This window comes from Dactylosporangium sp. CA-152071, from assembly GCF_050936335.1.
In the GTDB taxonomy this organism is placed as follows: domain Bacteria; phylum Actinomycetota; class Actinomycetes; order Mycobacteriales; family Micromonosporaceae; genus Dactylosporangium; species Dactylosporangium maewongense.
Window position 1 is genome coordinate 1133579 of sequence record NZ_JBNJMZ010000002.1, and the last position, 22577, is coordinate 1156155.

Annotated in this window: 21 protein-coding genes and 1 pseudogene; 2 read left to right on the forward strand and 20 right to left on the reverse strand. The window is 72.4% G+C overall.

From position 1 onward, the window contains the following. Positions 1 to 12: 12 nt before the first annotated feature. From ACQEVZ_RS45350 to ACQEVZ_RS45400, 11 genes and pseudogenes are all read right to left on the reverse strand, one after another. Positions 13 to 4809: an amino acid adenylation domain-containing protein gene (locus ACQEVZ_RS45350; protein ID WP_433379814.1), complete on the reverse strand. Its 4797-nt coding sequence runs from the start codon at positions 4807 to 4809 to the stop codon at positions 13 to 15. Between the two features lie 271 nt (positions 4810 to 5080). Beyond that, a pseudogene (locus ACQEVZ_RS45355) lies at positions 5081 to 5219 on the reverse strand (IS5/IS1182 family transposase); the annotation flags it as partial. 367 nt (positions 5220 to 5586) lie between these two features. Next, a complete protein-coding gene (locus ACQEVZ_RS45360) occupies positions 5587 to 6153 on the reverse strand; it encodes a HEAT repeat domain-containing protein (protein WP_433379817.1) in 567 nt (188 codons plus the stop codon). A gap of 312 nt (positions 6154 to 6465) precedes the next feature. Next, positions 6466 to 6675, reverse strand: a complete 210-nt coding sequence (locus ACQEVZ_RS45365; protein ID WP_433379820.1) for a hypothetical protein — start codon at positions 6673 to 6675, stop codon at positions 6466 to 6468. A 27-nt stretch (positions 6676 to 6702) separates the two neighbouring features. Beyond that, positions 6703 to 7608 (reverse strand): anchored repeat-type ABC transporter permease subunit, encoded by a 906-nt coding sequence (locus tag ACQEVZ_RS45370; RefSeq protein ID WP_433379823.1) that lies wholly within the window; start codon positions 7606 to 7608, stop codon positions 6703 to 6705. Next, positions 7605 to 8300, reverse strand: coding sequence for an anchored repeat-type ABC transporter ATP-binding subunit (locus ACQEVZ_RS45375; RefSeq protein ID WP_433379826.1), 696 nt, complete (start codon positions 8298 to 8300; stop codon positions 7605 to 7607). Before ACQEVZ_RS45375 ends, ACQEVZ_RS45370 begins: the two co-directional genes overlap by 4 nt. 26 nt (positions 8301 to 8326) lie before the next feature. After that, positions 8327 to 9160: a choice-of-anchor M domain-containing protein gene (locus tag ACQEVZ_RS45380; protein WP_433379829.1), complete on the reverse strand. Its 834-nt coding sequence runs from the start codon at positions 9158 to 9160 to the stop codon at positions 8327 to 8329. Next, complete coding sequence (locus tag ACQEVZ_RS45385) at positions 9160 to 10683, reverse strand: anchored repeat ABC transporter, substrate-binding protein (protein ID WP_433379832.1); 1524 nt, start codon at positions 10681 to 10683, stop codon at positions 9160 to 9162. Before ACQEVZ_RS45385 ends, ACQEVZ_RS45380 begins: the two co-directional genes overlap by 1 nt. Continuing rightward, positions 10680 to 12560 (reverse strand): TIGR03773 family transporter-associated surface protein, encoded by a 1881-nt coding sequence (locus tag ACQEVZ_RS45390; protein ID WP_433379835.1) that lies wholly within the window; start codon positions 12558 to 12560, stop codon positions 10680 to 10682. Before ACQEVZ_RS45390 ends, ACQEVZ_RS45385 begins: the two co-directional genes overlap by 4 nt. 81 nt (positions 12561 to 12641) lie before the next feature. After that, positions 12642 to 13286: a choice-of-anchor M domain-containing protein gene (locus ACQEVZ_RS45395; protein WP_433379838.1), complete on the reverse strand. Its 645-nt coding sequence runs from the start codon at positions 13284 to 13286 to the stop codon at positions 12642 to 12644. Between the two features lie 29 nt (positions 13287 to 13315). After that, positions 13316 to 13969, reverse strand: coding sequence for a choice-of-anchor M domain-containing protein (locus ACQEVZ_RS45400; RefSeq protein WP_433379841.1), 654 nt, complete (start codon positions 13967 to 13969; stop codon positions 13316 to 13318). Between the two features lie 162 nt (positions 13970 to 14131). Here ACQEVZ_RS45400 and ACQEVZ_RS45405 point away from each other — a divergent pair, with 162 nt between their 5' ends. Further along, on the forward strand, positions 14132 to 14341 hold the full coding sequence (locus ACQEVZ_RS45405; RefSeq protein WP_433379843.1) for a hypothetical protein: 210 nt from the start codon (positions 14132 to 14134) through the stop codon (positions 14339 to 14341). 479 nt (positions 14342 to 14820) lie between these two features. Here ACQEVZ_RS45405 and ACQEVZ_RS45410 read toward each other — a convergent pair whose 3' ends face one another. The 4 genes from ACQEVZ_RS45410 to ACQEVZ_RS45425 all read right to left on the reverse strand — a co-directional run bounded on the left by ACQEVZ_RS45410 (position 14821) and on the right by ACQEVZ_RS45425 (position 16366). Then, entirely contained in the window at positions 14821 to 15204 is a 384-nt protein-coding gene (locus ACQEVZ_RS45410; RefSeq protein WP_433379846.1) for a hypothetical protein, read from the reverse strand. Positions 15205 to 15323: 119 nt separating this feature from the next. After that, complete coding sequence (locus ACQEVZ_RS45415) at positions 15324 to 15653, reverse strand: STAS domain-containing protein (protein ID WP_433379849.1); 330 nt, start codon at positions 15651 to 15653, stop codon at positions 15324 to 15326. Next, entirely contained in the window at positions 15650 to 15811 is a 162-nt protein-coding gene (locus ACQEVZ_RS45420; protein WP_433379852.1) for a hypothetical protein, read from the reverse strand. The genes ACQEVZ_RS45415 and ACQEVZ_RS45420 overlap by 4 nt, the downstream gene beginning before the upstream one ends. Positions 15812 to 16057: 246 nt before the next feature. Continuing rightward, a complete protein-coding gene (locus ACQEVZ_RS45425; RefSeq protein WP_433379855.1) occupies positions 16058 to 16366 on the reverse strand; it encodes a hypothetical protein in 309 nt (102 codons plus the stop codon). On the opposite strand from ACQEVZ_RS45425, the gene asnB reads away from it, so the two are divergent. Further along, positions 16365 to 18215 carry an asparagine synthase (glutamine-hydrolyzing) gene (gene asnB / locus ACQEVZ_RS45430; protein WP_433379858.1) on the forward strand — a complete coding sequence of 617 codons (1851 nt, stop codon included), beginning with the start codon at positions 16365 to 16367 and terminating at the stop codon, positions 18213 to 18215. The genes ACQEVZ_RS45425 and asnB overlap by 2 nt on opposite strands. Here the strand turns inward: asnB and ACQEVZ_RS45435 are convergent. The 5 genes from ACQEVZ_RS45435 to ACQEVZ_RS45455 form a co-directional block, all read right to left on the reverse strand. Then, positions 18188 to 18940, reverse strand: coding sequence for a hypothetical protein (locus tag ACQEVZ_RS45435; RefSeq protein WP_433379861.1), 753 nt, complete (start codon positions 18938 to 18940; stop codon positions 18188 to 18190). The genes asnB and ACQEVZ_RS45435 overlap by 28 nt on opposite strands. Positions 18941 to 19018: 78 nt before the next feature. Next, a complete protein-coding gene (gene dmpG / locus ACQEVZ_RS45440) occupies positions 19019 to 20035 on the reverse strand; it encodes a 4-hydroxy-2-oxovalerate aldolase (RefSeq protein WP_433379864.1) in 1017 nt (338 codons plus the stop codon). Continuing rightward, the gene (locus ACQEVZ_RS45445) at positions 20032 to 20949 is read right to left on the reverse strand and encodes an acetaldehyde dehydrogenase (acetylating) (RefSeq protein WP_433379867.1); all 918 of its coding nucleotides are present in this window, start codon (positions 20947 to 20949) and stop codon (positions 20032 to 20034) included. The genes dmpG and ACQEVZ_RS45445 overlap by 4 nt, the downstream gene beginning before the upstream one ends. Before the next feature lies 1 nt (position 20950). Beyond that, a complete protein-coding gene (locus tag ACQEVZ_RS45450) occupies positions 20951 to 21724 on the reverse strand; it encodes a 2-keto-4-pentenoate hydratase (protein ID WP_433379870.1) in 774 nt (257 codons plus the stop codon). Then, complete coding sequence (locus tag ACQEVZ_RS45455) at positions 21721 to 22569, reverse strand: alpha/beta fold hydrolase (protein WP_433379873.1); 849 nt, start codon at positions 22567 to 22569, stop codon at positions 21721 to 21723. The genes ACQEVZ_RS45450 and ACQEVZ_RS45455 overlap by 4 nt, the downstream gene beginning before the upstream one ends. Between the last annotated feature and the right edge of the window lie 8 nt (positions 22570 to 22577).

Sequence of the window (22577 nt, forward strand, 5' to 3'; positions counted from 1 at the left end):
ACTTCCTAATTTCTAGTTGCCGGTGGCCGGTGCGGCCACGATGTCGTCCAAAACAAGCCGCTCGAGCTGCCCCGCGAAGTTCGCGAGGACCGGATGGTCGAACAGCAGCCGCACGGGAATCGCGCAGCCGAGCGTCTCGCGCAGCCGGCCGACGGCCCGGGTCGCGGCCAGCGAGTGCCCGCCGAGACCGAAGAAACTGTCGTCGGCGCCGATGCGATCGGTGGTGAGGATCTGGGCCCACACGTCGGCGACCAGCTGCTCCATCATCGACTCGGCCGGCCGGTGCGGCCGGTCCTCGCCGGGCTCGGGCAGCGCGCCCAGGTCGACCTTGCCGCTGGGCGTCATCGGCAGCGCGTCGAGCACCACCCAGCGGTGCGGCACGAGGTAGGCGGGCAGGCTCGCGCGCAGGTGGGCGGCCATCTGCCCGGCGGTGACCGGGCCCGCGACGTAGCCGACGAGGTGCGCCTCCGCACCCTGGCCCCGCGCCGTGACGACTGCGTGCTCGACGTCGGGGTGGGCGCGCAGCACGGCCTCGATCTCGCCGAGCTCGACGCGGTACCCGCGGATCTTCAGCTGATGGTCTCGCCGGCCGCAGAACACGACCTCACCGTCCGGCCGGCGGTAGACCAGGTCCCCGGTGCGGTAGCACCGGCCGCCGGGCACGACGGGGTCGGGCACGAACGCGGCCGCGGTCAGGTCCGGCCGGTTGTGGTAGCCGATGGCCGGCCCGGCGCCGCCGATCCAGAGCTCACCCACGACGCCCGCCGGGACGAGCCGGTCCAGCGCATCCATGACGTACAGCCGCTCGCCGAGCATCGCGTGCCCGATCGGCACGGCGTCGCCGACCTCGAGGACGCGGTACGCGGTCGACAGCACGGTCGCCTCGGTCGGGCCGTACGTGTTCCACAGCTCCCGCACCACCGGCAGCAGCTCCCGGGCCAGGGCCGGGTCGAGTGTCTCGCCGGCGGCCCACACGCGCAGGTCCGTCCCGCCCGTCCAGCCCGCCGCGAGCAGGGTCCGCAGGATCGTCGGCGGCACGTTCATCACGTTGACGCGGTGCTCGGCCATCTGGCGGCCGAGGCGGTACCCGTCCACCGCGCTGTCGCGGTCGACGACCACGCAGCAGGCGCCGACGCCGAGCGCGGACCAGATCTCCGCGCACGAGACGTCGAAGCTGAGCGTGGCCACGGCGAGCATCCGGTCCCCGGGCCCGAAGCCGGGCTCGAAGCGTAGCGCCTCGGTGAGCGCGGCGACGCTGGACTGCGCGACGGCCACGCCCTTCGGCTTGCCGGTCGAGCCCGAGGTGTAGAGCAGATAAGCCCGATCGCCGGACCCGACGACCGGGAAGTCGGCCGCGGGCACAGCCGGCGCCCGGTCCAGTTCCAGGTCCAGGTCCAGCGCGCCCGATCCGGCCGCGGCGGCGGTCGTGGACCGGCAGAGCACGGTCTTCGCGCCGCCGTCCGCGGCGAGCCAGGCCAGGCGCTCGGCCGGCAGCTCCGCCTCCAGCGGCAGGTAGGCCGCCCCGGCCCGCCACACCCCGAGCAGCGTCGCCGGCATCCGGTGGTCGCGCGGCAGGCACACGCCGACGACGTCACCGGGTCCGATGCCCTGTCCCAGCAGGAGCGCCGCGATCGCGGCCGAGTCGTCCCACAGCTGCCGGAACGTCATCTCGTCGTCGGCGCCGACGACGGCCACCTCGTCGGGGCGCTCCCGCACCTGCCGCTCGATCGCCTCGACCGCCGTGGCCGGCGCACCGGCGGGGACCGGCGGACCGGCGGCCAGGTCGAGCAGCTGCGCCTCCTCGGCCGCGGTGACCAGCGGCAGGCGGTGCAGCGGGCGGTCCGGGTCCGCGGTGACCTCGGCGAGCATGCGCAGGAGCCGGTCCGCGAACGCCTCCACCCACTCGCGGTTCGTGAGGCCGGTGTCGTACTCCACCTGAAGCTCGACACCGTCGGCCGTCTCGTTCACGAAGACGGTCAACGGGTTCTGTGCCCCGCCGCACCCCAGCTCGCCGAGCAGCTCCAGCCGTACCCCGCCCCGCTCGACCCGGACCGGCATCCCGGCCGGCTGCGCGGCGAGCACCACGGGGGTGAGCATCGCCCCGCGCGACTGGGTGCCGACGGCCGCGAACAGGTCCTCCGTGGACGGCCGGGGCCGGTCCAGCGCGCGGGCCGTCGTCGCCGACGCGGCCGCGACCGTGTCCCGGACGGTGGCCGCGGACTCGAGCCGCAGCCGGACCGGCAGCACGTCGACGAGCGGGCCGATGACCCGGTCGAGCTCCGGTCCGGCGCGCCGGGCCGCGACCACGCCGACCAGCACGTCCCGGCGGGCGGTGAACCCGGCCAGCAGCAGCCCGAGCGCCGTCAGCCAGTCCGCGAAGACCGCGGTGCCGCTCGACGGCGGCACCGGGCGGGTGATCCGCTCGCCGCGGAAGCTTCCGGTGCCCGAGAACAGCTCGCTCGGCGGTGACGCGCCGGCCAGCTCGTCCCGCCACGCGTCCGTCGCGCCGTCGGGCGTGACGGCGAGGTCGCCGACCTGCACCGGCAGCGGCTCGACGGTCCCGGGCGCGGCCAGCTCCGTCGCGAGCTCGGTGAGGAACGTGCCGGTGGACCAGCCGTCGAAGGCCACGTGGTCGGCGACGACCACCAGCTCCGACACCCCGGCGGCGAGCCGGATGAGCTCGACCCGCAGCAGCGGCGCGGTGCCGGTCAGGTCGAAGGCGTGCCGGGCGGCGGCCTCGGCGATCGCGTCCGCCCGTCCGGCGCGGTCGGCCGTGGGCTGGTCACGCAGGTCGTGCTCGGCCGTGGGCCGGTCGCGCAGGTCGTGCTCGGCCGTGGGCCGGTCGCGCAGGTCGTGTTCGATGACGGGGACGTCTGTCCACTCGCCCACGACCGCGATCGGCTCGCCGTCGCGCTCGACGATCCGGCTGCGCAGCACCTCATGGCGCGACACCAGCGCGGCCAGCGCCGAGCGCAGGGCGGGCGCCTCGACCGGCCCGGTGAGCCGGACCCGGAACGCCACCGTGGTCACGGCCGGCACCGAGCCGACCTGCCGCAGCGTCCACAGGCCGCGCTGCGTCGCGGTGAGCGGGTACTCCGTCCGCCCCTCGTGCCGGACCAGCGCCGCCGCAGGCCTCCGGCCGCCGTTGACCAGGGCCGCGAGGGCGGCGACGGTGGGCTCGGCGAGGAAGTCGGCCAGGGCGACCGTGGTGCCGAACTCGCGGCCGGCGAGCGCGCAGACGCGGGCGGCAGCCAGGGAGTGCCCGCCGAGGTCGGTGAAGCGGTCGTCGACCCCGATCTCGTCGATGCCCAGCACGGCGCCGACGATCGCGGCGAGCCGCTCCTCCGCGGGAGTGCGGGGCGCGACGAACACCGTCTCGGTCCCGCGCCGGGCCGCGAGCGCGGGCAGTGCGGCCCGGTCGATCTTGCCGTTCGGGCTCAGCGGCAGCCGCTCGGTGATCGCCAGCCGGGTCGGCACCAGGTGCTCCGGCACCCGTCGGCGCAGCCACGCGCGCAGGCTCTGCTCGTCGAGGCCGGTCGCCTCCACGTGCCCGACCAGGTAGGACACGCCGTCCTCGTCGGCGGCGGCGACGACACCGGCGCGGCGCACCGCCGGATGCTGCACGAGCACCGCCTCGACCTCGCCGGGCTCGACCCGGTACCCGCGGATCTTCACCTGGTCGTCGGCGCGGCCGGCGAACCGCAGCGCGGTGCCGTCGGTGCGGACCAGGTCGCCGGAGCGGTACCAGCCGTCGCCGAACCCGCCGCTGTCCCGGTTCAGGTAGCCGCGGGCGACGACCGGGCCGCCGATCCACAGCTCGCCCAGCTCACCGTCGGCGACCGGCTGCCCGTCGGCGTCGCGCACGGACATGACGGCGCCCGCGATCGGCTGCCCGATCGGCGGCTCGCCGGCGTCGTCACGGCCGACCTCGGCGATCGCGCACGTCGTGGTGCACTCGGTCGGGCCGTACAGGTTGAGGACCCGCCGCACGCCGGGGTTGGCGTAGATCCGGTCGACCAGCGCCCGGGTCAGCGGCTCCCCGCCGGCGAACACGGCCCGCACACCGGCCGGCAGCGGCGACCGCAGCAGCGCGGCGAGCGCGGACGGCACGCCGTAGACGGTCGTGACCTCGTCGCGGGCCGGCAGTGTCGGCAGGGCGAGGACGTTGTCGGCGAGGATGACCGTGCCGCCCGTGACCAGGGGCAGGAACAGCTGGGTGATCGACGGGTCGAAGCAGATCGACGCGGTGGCGAGCAGGCCGCGCAGCTCCTCGGCGGTGTACGCCTCGGCCTCGTACCGCAGCAGGTTCATCGTGTTGCGGTGCTCGACAACGACGCCCTTGGGCTTTCCCGTGGAGCCCGAGGTGTAGATGACGTACGCCGCGTCGGTACCGCCACCGGGCCGGCCGAGCGGTGTCGCGTCGGCGTCCGCGGCGATCTCGTCGACCGGCACCGCGACCGCGTCCAGGCCGGCCCACGCCGAGGCACGGGTGGTCGCAACGAGCCGCATCTTCGTGTCGCCGGCGATGTACGCCAGCCGCTCGGCCGGATACGCCGGGTCCATCGGCACGTAGGCGGCACCGGTCTTCAGCACACCCAGCAACGCCGGGAGCAGGTGCTCGTCCCGGCCCAGGCACACGCCCACGAGTTCACCGGGACCGGCGCCGGCCCGAGCCAGCTCCCGGGCGATCCGGTTCGCGCGGGCGTCGAGCTCCGCGTAACACATCCGGACGGTGCCGGCGATCACGGCAACCCGGTCCGGTGTGCGCCTTACCTGCTCTTCGACCTGTTCGTGGACACGCTGATACACGCCCAGCCCTCCCAATTTTCAGACGGCCGTGCGTTAGCCGTTTGCCTGCCGGAAATAATGCCGCACCAATCAAGGGGCATTCTGGGCTGCATCCACTGAAGTCAAATGGCCCGTGATCACCGGAAACACCGTCTCACCTCGCAGAACGGGCACCGATCGGCGCGCGGCGAGGGAAAACCCTACCGAGCACCCTAGTGATGATTTGGCTGTAATCGCCCCACCTGCGAGTCTGTTCACATGGCACGAATTGGGGTTGTGGTGCCGCGGGAGGTTTGAGGGTGGCAATCGCGCGTTCGCCGCAGGCCCGGATCATCGCGCGCGCCTTTGTTCACCGCCGTCTGCCGACGCGACAGCATTGACCGGCGACGGTGGCGTTTGAACGGTGTGCGCACGGTGCCGCCGACACCCTGCACGTGGATCAGCGGAGCTCGACCTGTACGCCCTCCTCGAGGAGTTGGCGGACATTGATGCACGGACGCCTAGCGTCATGGCTGGTGCGGGTCAGCCAGCCGTCAGCCGCCGTGGGGATCGCAGTCGGCGCCGGGTTCACCGTCGTGGAGACCCTGCTGGTCGCGTCCAGCAGCGGCTCTTTCACTCGGGCTGGAGCTGCGCTTCGCCGAGGCGATGATCCCCAAGGAGTTCGGCGAGGTACGGTCCCGGTTGGCGGACACCTCCGCGGGGCTGTCCGCCGCCTTCGACAACCTTCAGCGGATCGTCCGCGGCGGCCTTGCGCCGCCGCCCGCACCTGCGCCCCGGCCGGGGCGCGCCCGTCCGTCCTCAGAGGTCGGCGCCGAGCTCCTCGACCAGACCGTAGCGGGCATACCCGCGCACGTCCTCGTCGTCGTCCTCGGCAAGCACCCGCAGCACCGCGAGGGCCGCCTCCTCCGGCGCCGCCGGATCCACGAGGCACGGAATGTTCGCCGCCACTTGGAACCGGACCTCCGCGTCGGGATGGCCGGCCAGCCGCAGCACCGTCGGCAACGCACCCGGCACCTCGTTGTAGCCGATCGCCGACACCACCCACGGCAGCACGTCCGGATGCTTCTCGCGGTCGAGGAGGTCGAGCAGCACCGGCCAGTTCCCGCGGCGCAGATCAGCGGCGGCCGGGTCGTCACGGCCGACCTCCCGCATGACGCGCACACCCAACTCCCGACGGCGTGGGTCCGCATCGCCCGCGAGCGCCCAGGCGGTCCGGAACACCTCGGGCGTGGCACGTTCGTGCAGCGCCACCAGGTGCTCCCAGTGCCACTCCGGATCGTCGTCGCGGACCTCGGCCTCCGCCGCGGCGAACAGCTCCGCCGTCGACAGGTGCAACGGCGAATCAGGTGCCTGAGACCCGGTCACGACATCACCTCCCCCATCGTCAGAAACCCCTGCCATGTGGATGATACGAACTCTTGAATAGGTTGGTGGAGACCCACTTGCGAAATAGCTCATGGAGGCGACCTGCCCGGTCAGCTCGGCGACGGCGGCGAACAGACGCCGGCCACTCCGAACCAGGAGCAGTGGTTCGAGGTCGTCGGGGTGCACGACGACCGCACCGTCAAGGATCCGGTCAACGCCGAGAGCATCCCGTACCTTCGCGTCATCGAGGCGACGGCGATCGCCACGCCCGCCGAGCAGTACGGGTCCTGACCTCCTGGCGGCCGCGGCGACTCAGGCGGACAGGGTGCGCAGGTCGACGGCGTGCCACTCGGCGGTGTCCTGGTCCCCGGTCGACCACCACAGCATCCCGTGGCGGGCCACCGCCGACGCCACCCCGTCGGTGATCAGCGTGAAGGTGCGACCGTCGATGTCGTACAGCAACAGCCGGGCCGGACCGTCGGCGCCGTCAGGACGCTCGGCGACGACCTCGAAGCGGTCCAACGGCGCGATCTCCACCGTCGCGGGTGGTCACCGGCCCGCCGTTTCGGAAGGCAGCAACCTCCCGGCCGGTTCGGGTTCCGGCCGAGCCCGGCGCAGCCGCATCCGGGCCAGCAGGCCGTGCCGTGGGGCCAGCAGCCAGCAGCCGATGAACACGCCGGTCAGCACGAGCACGATCAGCCCGCCTGCGGCGAGGTCGAGGTGGTACGACAGGTACAGGCCGCACACAGCGCCGAGCGAGCCGATGAGCGGCGCGACGAGCATCATGGTGCCGAGCCGGTCGGTGAGCAGCCTGGCGCAGGCGGCCGGGGTGACGAGCAGGGCGAGGACGAGGATGTTGCCGACCGCCTGCAGGGAGATGACGATGGCGAGGGCGACCATCGCGTACAGGGCGACGTCCAGCGCGGCGACCGGCAGCCCGTTGGCGCGGGCGGTCTCCCGGTCGAGGGTCACGGTGACCAGCCGGCTGTGCAGGATCGCGGCCGCGGCGAGCAGCGTCGTACCGGTGCCGGCGACAGTGAGCACGTCGCGGTCGCTGATGCCGAGGATCTGCCCGAACAGGAACGACTCCAGTGAGCCGCTGTAGCCGGGGGCGCTGCTGAGGACGACGATCCCGAGGCCGAACGCGGCGGCGAAGAACACGCCGATGACGGTGTCCTCCTTGAGCCGCCGGTTCTGGGCGACAGCGGCGATCGCGAGGGCTGTGGCCAGGCCCGCGGCGGCGCCGCCGATGACGAGGTCGGCCTTGAGGACGAAGGCGACGGCGATGCCGGGGAAGACGGCGTGGGAGACGGCGTCGCCGATGAAGGCCATGCCGCGCAGCACGACGTGGCTGCCGACGACACCGCACACGATGCCGGACATGGCGGCCACGAGCAGCGCGCGTTGCATGAACGCGTGGTCCCACGGTTCGGTGATGAGGTCGAGGAGGGTCATGAGGTCGCTCCGGTGACGCCGAACGCCCGCAGCCACACGGCCGGGTCGCGCAGCTCGTCGGGGGCCGCGTCGGCGATGACGGTGCGGTTGAGCAGGCAGATGCGGTCGCAGAGACGGTTCGCGGCGGTGTGGTCGTGGGTGGTGACCACGAGCGCGGTGCCGTCGCCGGCGAGGCGGCGCAGCAGGTCGGTGAGCATGGTCTGGGTCGGTTGGTCGAGGCCGGTGAAGGGTTCGTCGAGCAGTAGCAGCGCCGGCCGCAGCACGAGGGCCCGGGCGACGAGGACCCGTTGTCGCTGCCCGCCGGACAGCTCGCCGACGGGCCGGTGCCGCAGCCCGGCCATGCCGACCCGTTCCAGGGCGGCGCGGGCGGCGGTGGTGTGTTCGCGGGGCGGGCGGCCCAGCCACCGGGTGCGGTGGGTGAGCCCGGTCCGGACGGCGTGCTCGACGGTGATCGGGAAGTCCCAGGCGAACTCGTGGCGTTGCGGGACGTAGCCGATACTGCCGCGGGCACGGTCGGCCGGCTGCCCGGCGACGCTGACCGTGCCGGCGTGCCGGTCGAGCAGGCCGAGCACCACCCGCAGCAAGGTGGTCTTCCCGGCGCCGTTGGGTCCGATCAGCCCGACGATCTCGCCGGCGTGCACGGCCAGGTCGACACCGGCGAGCACCTCCCGTCCGGCCAGCCGGGCCCCCACACCGCGAACGAGCAAGGTCGCGGGGCTCACCGCTCGGCCCTGCGGTTCCGGCGCCGCACCAGCACGACGGCAAGCGGCGCCAACAGGATGAGCAGCACCCCGGCGCCGACGGCGGGCCACAACCATGCCCGGCCCGCAGTCGAGTCGCCTGCCACCGCGACCGCTGCGGGGGCTGCCGGGCCGGTGCCGGCGCTTGCCGCGGGTGAGGACGCCGGGGGGAACGCCGTCGCCGGGTCGCCGGCGCCGACGTAGACCCGCAGGGTGCCGCGTCCGCTGAGCTGATCCCCGGCCTTGCCGGCGGCGGTCATCTCCAGGTCGATGCGGTACGCGCCCGGGGCGGTGAACACCCAGTTGCCGTGCACGTGGTTGTTCACCTCGACGCCGCTGTCCTGGGGCAGCGGTCTGCCGCTGTCGAAGACGACCTGCGGGGCGCCGAAGTTGCCATTGAGGAACAGCGCGAACCTTCCAGGGCCGGTGACCTGATGGACCCGCCAGGTCATCTCCCGTTGGATCGTCGTGGCGACGGTGGGGTCCTGGGTGTTCCAGCCGAGCCAGACCGCGTCCGGGCGCTGCACCTGCGGCAGGATCCACACGTCGCTGCCGGCGGCGCCGAGGAACGCGAACTGCGTCGTGGCCGGGACCTGAGCGCGGGTGGCGTCGACGGCATGGACGACGACCTCGTCGAGGGCCCGCCAGGCCGGCGGGCGCACGGTGTCGTCGCGGACCTGGACCTGCCAGCCGCCGTCGACGAGACGGGGTCCGAGGTCGGCGTGGCCCGCGGTGAGGATGACCGGCGCCGGTGCCGCTCGCGCCGGCAGCCCCAGCAGTGCGGGCAGCACCGCCAAGACGGCGGCGGCCATCACGGACCACCAAGGCAGGTGGCCAGTTCGTCGGCGTTGTGCCGCATCATCACCGGGTAGGTTCCGGCCTGGTCGTCGAACGCGTCCCCGTAGAGCTTGCATATGCGGATGTCCTGATCCTTCGCGATCTGGGTGAGCACGCTCGCCCGTTTGGAGAGGTTGGGTTCCATGAACACCGCCGGCACCCGCAGGTTGGCGATGGTCTCGGTGAGCTTGCGGACCTGCGCGGCGCTGGGCTCCTGCGCCGGGTTGGGCACGACGAACCCGGCGACGGTCAGCCCGTAAGCCTTGGCGAGGTAGCCGAACCCGTCGTGGGTGGTGACCAGCTGCCGGCGGTCGGCGGGGATCGTGGCGATCCTGGCCCGCACGTCGTGATCGAGCCGGTCGAGCTCGGCGAGGTAGCCGGCGGTTCGGCGCCGGTAGCCGTCCGCGCCGGCCGGGTCGCGGGTGACGAGGGTGTCGCGGATGATCTGCACGTACGCCTTGGCGTTGGCCACGTTCTGCCACAGGTGCGGATCGATCTCGCCGTGGACGTGCTTGCCGAGGACCGCCTGCGGCAGCTGGTGGATGCTCTGACCGGCCCTGCCGAGAAAAGCGAACCGCGGGTCGTCCGGCACGGTGTCCAGGGCACGGTTGGGCACGTCGATGACCACGTCGGCGGCGGGCACGGCCCGCTGCGTACCGGGCGTGTCCGCGTCGGTCCAGGCGTACATGTCGCCGCGGTCGAGGTCGACGGCCACATCGGTGTGGCCGCGGTCCAGCACGGTGGCCCCGCCCGCCACGGTGTGCGGGTCCACGCCGACAGCGAACGTGAACGTGCCCGCCGCCACCGGTTGTACGACACCGTCGGGGTTGGACAGGGCCGCGGACAGGGCCAGCCGGTAGATCCCCGGCGTGCTGAACGCCCAGTTGACGTGGGTGTGCGCGTCGGGGGGCAGCACCACGGTGTCAGCCGGGGACAGCCCGTCGGCGGAGTCGACGTAGACCTCCGGCTGACCCAGCGCGTGCGTCAGGTACACCGCCAGCCGCCCTGGCCCGTCGAGCTGTGCCGCGGTCAGCCTGATCTCCGAGGCGCGGGACGCGCCGCGGGCGGCGCCGCTGCCCCGCACCGCGAGCCCGACCCAGGGCACGTCCAGGGCGATGTTCTCCACGAGGGGGATCACCTGCGCGCCGTACGCCTCCGCGGACTCGGCGAGGGACACGTTAGGTGCGTCCTTCGGTGCGTTCGCGTCGATCGCCTTGATGAGCGCGTGTTCTTCCAGCAGCAGATGGTTGGTGAACGTCACGTCCGCCTTCGCGATCGTCTTCGCGTCGCTGGGGGTCGGCTCGTAGGAGTGCGGGTCACCGCCGGGCGGCACGACCGAGTCGACGGTGACCCGGTCCCCGCCGACCGCACGCACCAGGTCGGCGAGGATCTCGGTGGTCGCGACCACCCTGACGGCGGCGTCGCCGGACGGGACGGCACCGCAGCCGGCGACCGAGGCCAGGATGATCAGCGTGCCGAGGACGCGTCGGCCGTTCACGTCGTCCTCCGTCGCCGGTACGTCAGTGCGACCAGCACTCCGCCGGCGCAGACCATGGCCGCGCCTGCGCCGATCAGCGGCGACGGCGCTGTCCCGGTGCGGGGCAGCCGGCCGTCCGCGGCGGCGCAGCCGGTGCTGGTCGTGCGGGGCAGCAGCGTCTTCGGGTCGGTGCCGCCGACCGCGAACGTCACCACGGAGGTCGCGGTCGAGCCGCCGAGGGTGTGGCTGAACGACAACCGGTACGCGCCGGGCTTGGTGAACGCCCAGTTGCCGTGCGCGTGCGTGCCCAGCGGCACGGCGAGGCTGTCCGGTAGGCCGTCCTTGCTGTTGAAGATGACCTTCGGCTGGCCGAACGCGTCGTACTCGAACACCGCGACCGTGCCGGGGCCGTCGACGCCCGTGAGCTTCCAGGTGACCGGCCCGCCGGCCTGACCGGCTTCCTCGGTGTTCCAGCCGAGCCAGGGCACGCCAGCCTTCTGGGTTTGCGGCACCTGCCACACGGTGGCGCCCTGGCCGCCGAGGAAGTCGAACGGTCCGGCCGGCACCGTCGCGGTCGCCGCGTCACCGAGGTGGAGCACCACCTCCGACGGGGTCCGCCAGACCGGTGCGCCGCCGCCGGTGCCGTCCTTGATCCTGGTGACGAGGCGGCCGCTCTCCAGCCGGACGGCGACGTCGGCGTGTCCTGAGGTGATGACGACGCCGCTGGTACGGGTGGTCGGCGCGCACGATGTCGGACGTGGCGCGGCCGTGCTGGTCGCCGGGACTGTCGTCGCGGGCGTGGTGGTCGTCGTCTCCGGCGAGGCCGTGTGGGAGGACGTCGGACTGGGGACCGGCGACGAGCTCGGCGCGGCGGACGGGGATCCGCCGGTGACCTGGTGGGCAACGGCCGGGGCGGCCGATGGCGTGAAGTCGGTGCTGTACCTGGGGACGAACCGGGCCGCCAGCTGATGTTCGCCGGCGGCGAGGCCGGTGACGGTGAGGCTGGCTGCGCCGGTGGTGACCGGCTGGTGGCCCAGGACGGTGGTGCCGTCGAGGTATTCGACCCAGCCGTCCGCACCCGCTGGTTCGACCGTCGCGGCGAGGGTGACCGGTTCGCCTGCCACCGAGGTGGCAGGCGGCGGTGTGAGGTTGGTGGACGTCGGTGTGGCAGGGATGTCGGCCGTCGATGTGCCACCGACGTACCAGGCGACCTCGACCGGGCCGGAGCTGATCGTCCGGCCGTCCGGGCGTGTCGCGGTGACTTCGAACGTGAGCACGTACCGGCCGAGGGCGGTGAACACCCAGTTCGCGTGCGCGTGCGTCATCACCGGCCACGAGCCGCTGGTGTACGCCGGATCCGTTGAGCTGAAGTAGCGCAGCGGCTCCCCCACCGGGCCTGACGCGAAGATCTCGACCCGTCCGGGCCCGCGCACCTCCCGCAGGTGGAACCGCACGGAGTCTCCGGTGATCGCGCCCGGCTCGATGCCCTCGGTGGACCAACCTGGCCACACCAGGGCGTAGTCCTGGATCTCCGGGGCCAACCACATCGGCTCGCCCGCGGCGCCGAGAAACGCGTAGTCCGGCAGGTCCGGCACCGCCAGCCTCGAGGTGTCGGTGTCGAACAGCTGCACCAGTACGTCGGCCGGGTCGGCGAACGTCGCCGCGTCGCCGTTGCCGATCCGGGTGCGCACGTCGAGCCCGCCGTCGGTGTAGTCCACGAACAGCAGGTCGGTGTGCACGTCGTTGAGCACGGTCCGCTGGCGGCTGGGCGGCGCCGGTGCACCGGTGGCGGCGCTCACCGGTACCGCCGCCGAACCCAGCATCGCGACCAGCGCCCCGGCAACGGCGAGCACCACGCCGAAGCGCCTGCGGCTGCTCGACACTGAAACGAGTTTCACTTTCAATAACCGTTCTATCCAGAGGGCTCGGTGGAGGAAGCCGGTCCGCCCGACCGGTGCGGCCGGACGGACCGGTTGCGGTCAGCCCACCTGGAACGTGTAGGTGACGTTGCCCGACGTGGCGCCGGCGCCGTTCTGCGCGGTCGCCTTGAACGTCAGCGTGTAGGTGCCGAGCTGGGAGAACGCCCAGTTGCCGTGGGCGTGCGTACCGGCGGCGATGCCGCCCGGCCACACCGTCGCCGAGCAACCGGCGGCGGCGTTCGTGTTGAGCCGGAACGTCGGCGTGGCCGGGAAACCGGCGGTCGTGTACAGCGCGAACCGTCCACCGGCCGGGGCGGTCCAGCTCACCAGCTCCAGCTTCACCGGACCTTGCGCGGCCGGCACGTCCTCGGCGTTCCAGCCGGCGTAGAGCAGGTTGACGTTCTGCGTCTGCGGTGCCACGTACACCGTGGACCCGGCCGTGCCGAGGCACGACCAAGCGGCGCCGGACGGCACGGTGATCGCCGACGACGACAGCAGCCGCAGCGTCGTGCCGGACGGCGACAGGTCGTCGTCGACCGGGCTGTACGTCTTGATGTCGAGGCTCAGCGCGCCGTTGACATAGTCGATGTCGAGGCCGTCGATGTGCCCGGACTGGATGGTGGCCGCGGCCGCGGGCGTCGCGGCCAGGCCCAGCAGCACCACGGCGGTCGCCATCACGGCGACGGACCGGCGGAACAGTCTCATGAGCTTCCTTCTCGATCGATGAACGGGGGCTACGCGCAGACGACGAACTTCAGCCACACCGGGTCGGAGGTGACCGTCGCGCCCGTGGACGCGAGCCGCGCGGTGACGTCGACCTTGATCCGGTACGTGCCTGGCCGCTCGAACGCCCAGTTGTAGTGCGCGTGAGTGGCCACCGGCAGCGTCACGATGTCGGGCAGGCCGTTCTCGCTGTCGACCGCGACCAGCGGCGCGCCGGCCGGGTCGGTGGCGAACAGACTGAACCCGTCCGGGCCGAGCACCTGCCGGAACCGGATCCGGACGCTGTCACCGGCGAACACGCCCGGTTCCAGCTCCTCCGTGGCGAGTCCCGCCCACAGCAGCGCCGGGTCCTGCACCTCGGGCAGCACGTAGACGGTCGAGCCCGGCGAGCCCAGGAACGCGTAGGCCGGGTCTGCCGGCACCGTGACCGCGGCCCGCGACGGCACCCTGAACACGACGGACGCCGGGTCACGCTCGACATCCGGCTCGACCGTCTCGTCATGCACTGACAGCTCGAACGCACCGCCCTCGAAGGCCACGTCGACGGCGTCGACGTGGCCCTGAGACAGCACCACTCCGGCCGCCTGCGCCGGGGTACCGACAGCCAGCACCGCGACCGTCAACGCCGTCGTGGCAGCACCCAGCAACGGGATACGAACCCGCATACCAATCCTCCTCATCTCCCCGCCCGGGGCGGGCTTATCCGTAACGATATTCATTTTCAATAAGACGTCAAGCCCCCACCGCGCTCCGCACTGCATCGAGGCACGCGCCGCGAGGCCAACTGCGTCGAACGGCTCCGCGGGTACTGATCCAGGGAGGTTCTCGTGACCAGTGGCGAGTGTCCACACAGGACAAGCCACCCCGCCGGTTCCCCGACACCCCACCTTGCCGGCCATCTCATCCCGCCGTGGTATGACCCGTTCACCATCGGCGAGGCGACGGACACCTGGCGGATGCGTCAGCAGGTGCTGATCGACGTGATCACAGCGCAGGACGCAGAACAGCTCGAGCGCTGGAAGCCCTGCGCTGCTTGAAACGCCGATTGTCCAATGTGGTCTATCAGCGGATGGCCCAGAACGCCAAGCGCGTCAGGATCAGCCCGGGAGGGCAAGCGGGAGCGTCACTAGAATCCAGCCCCGCGGCGAACTCGATGCGGACGTCGCGCAGCACCAAGTACACCCGCCCCGGCTGGTTGGGGCATTGCGGGCAGCGGCACCGGGCACTACTCGGCCAGTAACGCGCCAGCATCCTTCAGCTGATCCGCGCCGCAACGGCTGCTGGTCAGATGGCGAGGACGTCAGGCCCTAGCATCGGCCTCCCGATCAGGCTCGGAGCCCAGGGATGGCGAAGCATGATCGCGCGCCACCTGAACGTCAACGCACGCACATCCTCACGCCAGTCGTCGCCGACGTCCGGGAGCGGCATCTTCTGCCCTCTGACCAGCGACTCAGCTTGACAAACGGCAGCGTCCGCGGCAACGGACCATCCCGCAGCCGAGCCAACCTCGCGCCAGTCAGGGTGCCGGCAGCTGCGTCATGAGCGGATCAACGCTGCTGCGGTCACCGTGTGAGAACAATGACGACGCTGCCCGGCGTGCCCGCGACGGCGCCGGACTCCGGGTTCTGTCAGACGCCTCTTGATCGGTGCCGGCGCCATCCGGCGGCTGGATGCGTTCGGATTCCTCGTCGTCGATAGCAGACCGTCCCGTCACCCGTACGCATCGAGGGCATCCATGCGGTCCGCCGGGCGTCTGTGTACCGATCCAGCCGTGCCGGCTGAACAGGCTCCAGGTCAGTGTCCAGGAATGCAGACTGGCGCCGAGATGATCCACAACCAGCCCGCAGCCGTCGCACACCAGGCTGAAGTCCGTGCCGTCCTGTGTGTGCAGCACCGTCATGCGAGCCCCGCCCTTCCGGTCACGGGCGGTCTGCGAACGACGGCGATCCGCCCCGTGCATGTCATGCTCACCGGAGCGCATGGCGGTCGCCCATCGGAATTGTGACGATCGTACGACGCTTACCGTGACGGCTCACCCGGCGCCGGCGCGCCTCCGCCGACCATCTCGGGCAGGGCATCCGGTCCGGACAGCTGCACCAGGTGCCGTATCTGCGTCGACGGTCTCAGCAGGGTCAGCCGTCCGCCGAGGTCGCGCAGCCGGCGGTGCAGCTCGACGAGGAGGTCGACGCCGGCCGCGTCGACCGACGGGCACCGGGCGAGGTCGACGTGCACGTGGATCGGGCGCCGACCCAGCGTGCCGGTGAGCATCGCGATGTACAGCGCCAGGTGTCCCATGTCGCGGGGATCCTCGACGACCGCGTCGAACCGTAGCGAACGGCCGCGGGTCACGCCGTGTCTGCCCGGTCCGTGGCGAGCACGGCGATCACCGTCGCGACGGTGATCGCAACAGTCCGTTCGAGCCTGACGTCGACGACCCGCCACACGGACGCCATGCCGCCGGTGCCCACCTCGGCGATCAGCCGGTACCGGCCGCCGATCAACGGCATGACGTCGACACCCCCAGGGCTTGCTGCACGGCGTGGCTCCGCCCGGAGCCGCTGTCGCGATCCTCGCCGCGCGGCATGGAGGACACCCCTCATTCGTGTGACAGTTGTGCGACGAGGCAGGGGCCGGACTGCCTCCACACCGCCCGGCCGACTGGGTTCTCCTGCCGGGTGCGGCGCCGCACCCCCGATGACGCGGTGGTGGGCTCCCGGCGTCCCACCAGCGCCTGTCCGCCCGGCAGACAACGATCAGGACGCCAGGACGAGGTCGGCGTAGTCGGCGGCCGTGCGGCGCCCGTCGGCCGCCCACCGGGCCAGGTCCCGGCACTCCAGGACGATCGGTTCCAGGTGGTCGATCGCGTGCCGGAACCGCTCCACGTCGCGGCGGCGTTTCCACCGCGCCGGCGCGAGCCTCACCACCTCCTCGGCCCCGTTCACGGCCTCGCGCATCCGCCGGAGGTCGGGCTCGAGGGCTCGCAACCGCTCCAGTGCCTGCGCGTGGCAAGTCAGGCGTTGCGGGCGATTGTGCCCGGCGTTGGACGGGTACGGGCCAACCATGTGCGGAATTGTCGGATGGGTCGCGTACGACCGGAATCTCGTCCATGAGCAGTCGGCGCTCCGGGCCATGACGGCCACCGCCGCGCTCCGCGGACCCGATGCCGAAGGGCTCTGGCTCGATCAGCACTGCGGCTTCGGCCATCGCCGGCTGGCCGTGATCGACCTGGCGGGCGGCGTCCAGCCCATGCTCGCCGAAGAGGACCGGCAGCCGACCGTCGCCCTCACCTACAGCGGGGAGGTCTACAACTACCGGGAGTTGCGCGCGGAGCTGCGCGCGCTCGGGCACGACTTCCGGACCGACTCCGACACCGAGGTCGTGCTCCACGCCTACCTCGAATGGGGCGAGGATTTCGCCGAACGGCTCAACGGCATGTACGCCTTCGGAGTGTGGGACGGCCGCCAGCAGCGCCTGTTGCTGGTCCGGGACCGCATGGGGGTGAAGCCGCTGTGCTTCCATCCGACGCCGGACGGGGTGCTCTTCGCCTCGGAGCCGAAGAGCATTCTGGCCCATCCGGACGTGTCGGCCGAGGTGGACCTTGACGGGCTGCGGGAGCTGCTGGCGCTGGTGAAAACGCCGGGGCACGGCGTCTATCGCGGGGTGCGCGAGGTCCGGCCGGGTCACGTTGTCGTCGTTGACCGGGATGGGACTCGGACGCGCCGCTACTGGGGGCTGTCGGCGCGGCCGCACACGGACGACCTCGACACGACCGTACACACCGTGCGAGACCTGCTGGAAGACATCATCCGTCGGCAGTTGATAGCGGATGTACCGCTGTGCACCCTGCTGTCCGGCGGGCTCGACTCGTCGGCGGTCACCGCGCTCGCCGCTCTCGGGATGCGGGAACAGGGGCTCGGGTCGGTGCGCTCGTTCGCGGTCGACTTCGTCGGGCAGACTGAGCACTTCCACCCGGACGCGATGCGGCCGGAGCCGGACACGCCCTACGCCCACGAGGTCGCCAAGCACGTCGGCTCCCAGCACGCCGACATCGTGTTGAACAGCGGCGATTTGACGGATTCGTTGTACCGCACGGAGGTCATGGTCGCCAACGACATCCCGACCAGCCTCGGCGACCTGTACACCTCCTTGTTCCTGCTCTTCCGCGCGGTGCGGGAGCACTCGACCGTCGCGTTGTCCGGCGAGTCGGCGGACGAGGTGTTCGGCGGGTACCGCTGGTTCCACGACCCCACCGCGGTCAACGCCGACGGGTTCCCCTGGCTGACCACGCTGCCGGATCGACCGGGCAGCGCACAGGGGCTGTTCGCCCCGGAGTTGGAGCGCGCGCTGGATCTGGACGGGTACCGGGACGCCGCATACCGGCAGGCACTGGCCGAGGTCGATCACCTGTCCGACGAGTCGCCGGCCGAGCACCGGATGCGCGAGATCTCCTATCTGCACCTGACCCGATTCCTGCAGATCCTGCTGGACCGCAAGGACCGGATGAGCATGGCGCACGGGCTGGAGGTCCGAGTGCCGTACTGCGACCACCGGCTGGTGGAGTACGTCTACAACACGCCGTGGTCGATGAAGGCATTCGACGGCCGGGAGAAGAGCGTGCTGCGCGCCGCCGTCGCCGACCTGCTGCCCGAGTCGGTTCTGCGCCGGCGGAAGAGCCCGTACCCGTCGACGCAGGATCCGGTGTACGAACAGACGTTGCGCCAGTCGTTGATCGAGGTTGTCGACGACCCGCAGGCACCGATCGCGGAGCTGATCAATCCGCCGCGGATCCGGGAGACGCTGGCCGCCCCGCTGGAGGAGAGCGGGTTCGGGATGAGCCGGCGGTCGGTCGAGCTGCTGCTCGGCCTCAACCTGTGGCTGCGCCGCTACCCGGTCCGGCTGGCGCTCACCTGATCGAGGAGAGCCGCGAGCGCAGGGCCGTGCCGACGGGCGGCGAACCGGGGCAGTTCCCGCGCCACCAACGGCCGGTACCGGGCGGGCTGTTCGGTGAGCATCCTGTGCAGTCCGGCCAAGGCCCGCCGGCGCACCGGCTCGACCCACTCGACGGCCCGCTCGGCGAGGAACGGTACGTACTCGGGCCGCGGTCGTTCGACCATCGCCGACACTGCGGCTTCGCGCACGTGGCCGTCGGGGTGCAAGCTGGCGAGGGCCCGGGTCACCGGGTTGGGACGCTTGCGTAGCCGGTCGGCGAAGGGTTGCAGCTCGCGCCGGAGGTCACCGCGCCGGGCGTGGAAGAACAGCCCGTCGATCAGCGCCGGCCGGCTGCTCAGTTGCGCGAGCGCGATCGGTGACCGTCGGCGCAGCGCGGCCAGCAGTTGCCGGTAGCCGTCGAGGTCGTGCCGGGCGGGGCGTTCCGTGAGCCGCCGGAACCGGTCGGCTCGATCCTGCCGGCGTGCGGCGACCCACCTGTGTGCCTGCATGGGGCCCAGCACGACGACGGCGCCGATCGCCAGACAGACCGTGGCGAGTCCCGGGTCGTTCACCCAGATCCGGGCGAACCTGATGACCTGCCACAGGCCCGCCGACATCACCACCCCGATGAGCACCACCGCGACCGCCACCGCCGCCCGGTCTCCCCAGGACGACCTCGCGGCACCGGATCTCGTGCGGGCAGGCATGCGTCGGACCGTACGCGACACGAACTCCCTCGGTCGACAGCCGCCACCTGAGCGCCGCCCGGACCGGACGCCCAGGCGTCAGGCTGACGTGCGGACAGCCGTCATCTCCAGCGCGATGTCGACCAGCATGTCCTCCTGTCCGCCGACGAGCCCGCGCCGGCCCGCCTCCATGAGCAGGCTGCGCGGGTCGACGCCGTACGTCGTCGCCGCCGCTTCCGCGTGGCGCAGGAAGCTCGAGTACACCCCGGCGAACCCCAGCGTCAGGGTCTCCCGGTCGACCCGCACCGGCCGGTCCTGCAGCGGCCGCACGAGGTCGTCGGCCGCGTCCTGCAGCGCCAGGAGGTCACAGCCGACGTCCCAGCCCCGCAGCGTGGCCACGGCGACGAACGGTTCGATGGGGCAGTTGCCCGCACCGGCGCCCTGGCCGGCCAGGGACGCGTCGACGCGGTACACCCCCTCCTCCACCGCGGCGAGGGAGTTCGCGACCGACAGCGACAGGTTCTCGTGCGCGTGGATGCCGATCTGCGTGCCGGCGCCGAGCACCTCCCGGTAGGCCCGGACCCGGGCCCGCACGTCCTCGGTGGTCAGCCGGCCGGCGGAGTCGGTGATGTAGACGCAGTGCGCGCCGTAGGACTCCATCAGCCGGGCCTGGGCGGCCAGCTCGGCCGGCTCCAGCATGTGGCTCATCATGAGGAACCCGGAGACGTCCATCCCGAGGTCGCGCGCCGCGGCGATGTGCTGGGCGGCGACGTCGGCCTCGGTGCAGTGCGTCGCGACCCGCACCGAGGTGACGCCACGGGCGTGCGCCTCGCGCAGGTCGGCGACGGTGCCGACGCCGGGCAGCAGCAGCGTGGTGATCGTCGCCCGGGACGCGGCGGCGACGGCGGCGTCGATCCACTCCCAGTCGGTGTGGCTGCCGGGGCCGTAGGTGAGGCTCGACCCGGCGAGCCCGTCGCCGTGGGTCACCTCGATCGCGGCCATGCCGGCGCGGTCCAGCGCGCCGACGATCGCGCCCACCCGCTCCGGGCTGATGCGGTGGCGGATGGCGTGCATCCCGTCCCGCAGGGTCACGTCCTGCAGATACATCCCGGTCACGCCGCCACCCCCAGCGCGATGCGCTCGGCGACCCGCATCGCGGCCGAGGTCATGATGTCGAGGTTCCCGGCGTACGCCGGCAGGTAGTGCGCCGCCCCCTCGACCTCCAGGAACACGCTGACCTTCCAGCGGGCCCCGTCGGGCGCGAGGAGCCGCACCTCGTCCGGGTCGACCGCGGTGAACTGCACCGCCTGCTTGAGCCGGTACCCCGGCACGTACACGGCGACGTCGGCGACCATCCGCTCGATCGACGCGCGGACCTCGTCGTGGTCGGCGTCGCCGATGAGGCACAGCACGGTGTCGCGCATGATGAGCGGCGGGTCGGCCGGGTTGAGGATGATGATCGCCTTGCCGCGGCGGGCCCCGCCGACCGACTCCAGCGCGTGGGCGGTGGTCTCGGTGAACTCGTCGATGTTGGCCCGGGTCCCGGGGCCCGCCGAGCGCGACGCGACGGTGGCGACGATCTCGGCGTAGGCGACCGGTGTGACCCGGGAGACGGCCGCCACGATCGGCACCGTCGCCTGGCCCCCGCAGGTCACCATGTTGATGTTCGGCGCGGCCAGGTGCTGCTCGAGGTTGACCGGCGGGATGACGAACGGGCCCAGCGCCGCCGGGGTCAGGTCGATGATCCGCCGGTTGTACGGTGCCAGGGCCGCGGCGTTGGCGAGGTGCGCGGCGGCGCTGGTCGCGTCGAGCACGATCTCGACCGAGCCGAACTCCGGCATCCGGATCAGGCCGTCGACCCCGTCGGAGGTGGTGGCCACGCCCATCCGGCGGGCGCGGGCCAGGCCGTCGGACCCGGGATCGATGCCGACCATGGCCGCCACCTCCAGCGGTCCCCCGGCGCGCTTGATCTTGATCATCAGGTCGGTGCCGATGTTGCCCGATCCGATGATCGCTACGTGGTGAGCCATCTCAGCCTTTCTTCGTGAACGTCGCGGACACGCGGCCGAGCGGGCCGATCTCGGCCTCGATCCGGTCGCCGTCGCCGACGGCGACCATGGGCCCGAGGGCGCCGGAGAGCACGATGTCGCCGCGGCGCAGCGGCGCGTGCAGTTCGAGCGCGGTGCGGGCCAGCCAGGTCAGGGCGTTGAGCGGGTCGCCGAGGCAGGCCCGGCCGTCGCCCTCGCTGGCCAGTGCCCCGTTGTGGTACATCCGCATCGGCACGTCGGCGGGGGTGAACTCCTCCAGCCGCAGCGGGATGTCGCCGAGCACGAACACGCCGCTGGAGGCGTTGTCGGCGACGGTGTCGGTGATCCCGATGCGCCATCCGGCGATCCGGCTGTCGACCACCTCGATCGCCGCGACGGCGTGCCCGACCGCCGCCGCCACGGCCACCGGGTCGGCGTCGACGATGTCGGCGGCGAGGACGAAGGCGACCTCCGCCTCGGCCTTGGGCTGCAGCAGCCGCTCCATCGACACCGAAGGCCCGCACAGCATGTCGTCGAAGAGCACCCCGAAGTCGGGCCGGTCGACGCCGACCTGCCGTTGGACGGCCGCGGAGGTCAGGCCGATCTTCCGCCCGACGATCCGTGCCCCGCCGGCCAGCCGCCGGGCGGTGAGGATCGACTGCACCGTGTAGGCGACGCCGATGTCGGTGCCGCCGATGAGGTCGGTGACCGGCTCGCACGGCACGCCGGTGCGCGCCGCCCGCTCGAGCCGGTCCGCCGCCGCGACGACCGGGTTCATGCGGCGACCGCCAGGTGCTCCAGGACGATGCGGTGGAAGGCGTCCGGTTGCTCCCACTGCGGCCAGTGCCCGGCCCGGTCGATGAGCGCGAAGCGGCCGTGCGGCAGCTGTTCGGCCATCTCCAGGCCGGCCGCGGCAGGCCCCGACGGGTCGTCGCTGGTCCACACGACCACGGTCGGCGCCGTGACCGCGCCGAGCTCCGCGGGCGTGATGAGGTTGCGCCGGCGGATGTCGGGGTCCTGCAGGCACAGCAGGTGCCGCATCGACGCGGCGAACCCGGGCTGGGCGTAGATCGCCTGCCGGATCGCCACGAGCTCCTCGGTCACCGACGCCGGCTCGGCCATCAGCCACGCCAGCCGCGCCCGGATGCGCTCCGGGGTCGGGTCGTCGGCCGCGGCCTGGCTGAGGGTCCGGATGCGCTCCATCACCTCCGGCGTCGCCATCGTCCCGCCGGGGGTGTTCAGCACGAGGCGGGCGACCCGGTCCGGGTGGGCCGCGGCGAACTTGACCGCGACCCAGCCGCCCAGCGACTCGCCGCTGAGGTGCGCGCGCTCGACGCCGAGGGTGTCGAGCAGGCCGTGCAGGTGCGTGGTGTAGTCGGCGATCTCGAGGTCACGGGTGGCGAGGGTGGTGCGCCCGTGGCCGGGGAAGTCGTAGGCGATCACCCGGAAGCGTCCGGCGAGCGCCGGCACGTTGCGTGCGTACGCCTCCAGGTGACCGCCCGTGCCGTGCATGAGGACGAGCGGCTCACCCGTGCCGGCCTCCAGCACGCGCGTCGACCACGCTCCGACCTGGACGGTGTGGACGCGGAAGGCGGTCGTGGCAAGGTCGGTCCAGAGTGTCATCGCTGTCC

Coding starts and splice junctions, on each gene's coding strand:
- ACQEVZ_RS45370 (WP_433379823.1), bottom strand. CDS start 7,608: ATGACCCTCCTCGACCTCATCACCGAACCGTGGGACCACGCGTTCATG.
- ACQEVZ_RS45380 (WP_433379829.1), bottom strand. CDS start 9,160: ATGGCCGCCGCCGTCTTGGCGGTGCTGCCCGCACTGCTGGGGCTGCCG.
- ACQEVZ_RS45395 (WP_433379838.1), bottom strand. CDS start 13,286: ATGAGACTGTTCCGCCGGTCCGTCGCCGTGATGGCGACCGCCGTGGTG.
- ACQEVZ_RS45400 (WP_433379841.1), bottom strand. CDS start 13,969: ATGCGGGTTCGTATCCCGTTGCTGGGTGCTGCCACGACGGCGTTGACG.
- ACQEVZ_RS45410 (WP_433379846.1), bottom strand. CDS start 15,204: ATGACGGTGCTGCACACACAGGACGGCACGGACTTCAGCCTGGTGTGC.
- ACQEVZ_RS45420 (WP_433379852.1), bottom strand. CDS start 15,811: ATGCCGTTGATCGGCGGCCGGTACCGGCTGATCGCCGAGGTGGGCACC.
- asnB (WP_433379858.1), top strand. CDS start 16,365: ATGTGCGGAATTGTCGGATGGGTCGCGTACGACCGGAATCTCGTCCAT.
- ACQEVZ_RS45425 (WP_433379855.1), bottom strand. CDS start 16,366: ATGGTTGGCCCGTACCCGTCCAACGCCGGGCACAATCGCCCGCAACGC.
- ACQEVZ_RS45435 (WP_433379861.1), bottom strand. CDS start 18,940: ATGCCTGCCCGCACGAGATCCGGTGCCGCGAGGTCGTCCTGGGGAGAC.
- ACQEVZ_RS45445 (WP_433379867.1), bottom strand. CDS start 20,949: ATGGCTCACCACGTAGCGATCATCGGATCGGGCAACATCGGCACCGAC.
- ACQEVZ_RS45450 (WP_433379870.1), bottom strand. CDS start 21,724: ATGAACCCGGTCGTCGCGGCGGCGGACCGGCTCGAGCGGGCGGCGCGC.
- ACQEVZ_RS45455 (WP_433379873.1), bottom strand. CDS start 22,569: ATGACACTCTGGACCGACCTTGCCACGACCGCCTTCCGCGTCCACACC.